This window comes from Petrotoga miotherma DSM 10691 (assembly GCF_002895605.1).
GTDB classification, from domain to species: Bacteria; Thermotogota; Thermotogae; order Petrotogales; family Petrotogaceae; genus Petrotoga; species Petrotoga miotherma.
Window position 1 is genome coordinate 1 of the sequence record NZ_AZRM01000049.1, and the last position, 2275, is coordinate 2275.

General features: G+C 33.0%; 2 protein-coding genes. Both read right to left on the minus strand.

Translation table 11 applies throughout. The features are described from left to right. Positions 1 to 43: 43 nt before the first annotated feature. Positions 44 to 1339 (minus strand): UDP-N-acetylmuramoyl-L-alanine--D-glutamate ligase, encoded by a 1296-nt coding sequence (gene murD / locus X928_RS08640; protein WP_169926366.1) that lies wholly within the window; start codon positions 1337 to 1339, stop codon positions 44 to 46. Further along, positions 1336 to 2214 (minus strand): phospho-N-acetylmuramoyl-pentapeptide-transferase, encoded by an 879-nt coding sequence (locus X928_RS08645; RefSeq protein WP_103079370.1) that lies wholly within the window; start codon positions 2212 to 2214, stop codon positions 1336 to 1338. Before X928_RS08645 ends, murD begins: the two co-directional genes overlap by 4 nt. Between the last annotated feature and the right edge of the window lie 61 nt (positions 2215 to 2275).

Below are 2275 nucleotides of genomic sequence, written 5' to 3' on the forward strand. Positions count from 1 at the left end.
CCCTTCGCCCCGCAGCCCGCCCTTTTAAGGAGGGACCGACCATTTACGATTTTTCTACCAAAGAATTGAAATGTTCTCCTCTTTCTTCATAATTTTTATATTTATCAAAACTTGCTCCCGCTGGTGAAAATACTACATTGTCTCCAACTTCACATATTTCACTTAGGTATAAAAACACTTCTTCTAAATTACTTTTGAAGATAAATTTGTGATTCAATGGGTATTTTTTGACTTCTTTTTCCATTTCTCCAAAAACTACAACGGCTTTGGCATACGTTTTAAGTTCTTCTATTAATGGTGTTAAGTCTTCATTTTTAGGGATTCCACTTAGGATTGCTATATAACTCTTTCCTCTGAAACTTTTGTAAGCGTTGTAAGCGGAGTGAGCGTTGGTTGCTTTTGAATCGTTGTAATAATTGACTCCGTTTTTGCTTTTTATCAGTTCTAACCTATACTTTAGTGGTTTGAAAGAGTTTATTGCTTCTTCGATAATTTTTTTAGAGATTCCAAGATTTAACGTCGTCACTGCTGATGCCAAGATGTCTTCTTTGAAGATGTCCAGTTCAAATATTTTGTTGTTGACATGTATTTTTTTGTCTCTGTATTTAATGTAGTTACCTTCAATTACGTCTTTAGAGAAAGTTATAAACCTTTCACTTGATTGATAATCTTTTAGATTTAAAAGATTCACAGAGTCTTCATTGATAACTGCCACTCCTCCTGATTTGAGGGTTCTTAACAATAAGTTTGCTTTGGTTTCGTAGTAATCATTCAAGTCTTTATGCCAGTTTAGATGATCGGGTGCTAAGTTCGTTAATACAGATATTTCAGGAGAAAACCATTTTGACCAGAATATTTGAAAAGAACTAACTTCAACTACGTAATAGTTTAAAGTTTCTGCTGCTTGGGCTAAGGGAACTCCAATATTACCCCCTACAAAGGTTAAAGAATCTGCGAATTTTAATATATGTCCTATTAAAGAGGTGGTAGTTGATTTCCCGTCGGTTCCTGTTATTCCAATAAAAACAGCTTTTTTGTTTGCTTTTTTTATACTTTCCCATGAATACTCTAATTCTGTAGTGTAATCGATATTATTTTCAAATATTATTTTAGCAGCCTTACTGTTTGGAGGGATGCCAGGGCTTACGATAGCCAAATCACAGTTTTTTAAAAGGTCGTTGTGGTCAGTTTCATATTGAATGTTGTTTTTCTTAAAGTATATTTCATCGCTTTTTTTAAAATCTCTGTCTTGACTGACAAAGATTTGATGGTTTGTTTTTAAAAGCTTCGTCAGTAACTCTGCGTTACTCTTTCCGTATCCTACAAGGCAAATCTTCACAATACTCCTCCTAGAGCGACTATTCCAGTTAATAAGTTTATAGTCCAGAATGTTAGAACGATTCGTTCTTCACTCCATTTTTTTAGTTCAAAATGATGATGAATTGGAGCCATTAAAAAGACTCTTTTTTTTCGTATTTTGAAACTTCCCACTTGTATTATAACGCTAAACATCTCTGTAATAAATATAAAACAGGTTAAAATAGTAAAAAGTTCAACAGAATAATATAACGCTAAAGAACCTAATATTCCNNCTATTACAGGCAATATCAATATGGGAATGTAATTAAAATTCACGCCTGCAATCAGTGTGGTGAATAGTGCTGATGTTACATAAATTCCTGCGGACAGTCCGTCTATTCCGTCAGTTAAATTTGTTGCGTTGGACATACCTGTTAGGTATATTATTCCCCACAGCGGATAGAAATATTTTAGGTCTAAGCTTTTAGTTGTGAAAGGTATTTTCAATATCGAATGGGGATTCATTTTTGATATGAGATATACTATAAAGATGGAGAATAAGAATTGCATTAACAATTTTTGTATGGCTGTTAACCCTGTTGAATCTTTCTTTTTTATACTCAGATAGTCATCTAGAAATCCTATGAATCCAAAAAGTAAAGTAGCAACTCCAATTATTAGAAATAAATCTTCCTTTTGGATAAAGAAGGTGAGCATACTTAGAAAAAAAATAGCGAGAACGAATAAAATTCCACCCATTGTAGGGGTCCCTTGCTTGTAATTATGAAGATCTGGTCCTTCTTTTCTGATATACTGCCCGAATTGTTTCTTTTTTAGCCATTTTATAAATGTTGGATAGAGAAAAAGTAAAACAATAAAAGTTATTAATGAAGTATAAAATATCAATCTTTCCAAGTTAAGCCACTTTCCTTGAGATATTTGTTTATTCCTGTAGCGTTAGATCCTTTTATATAGA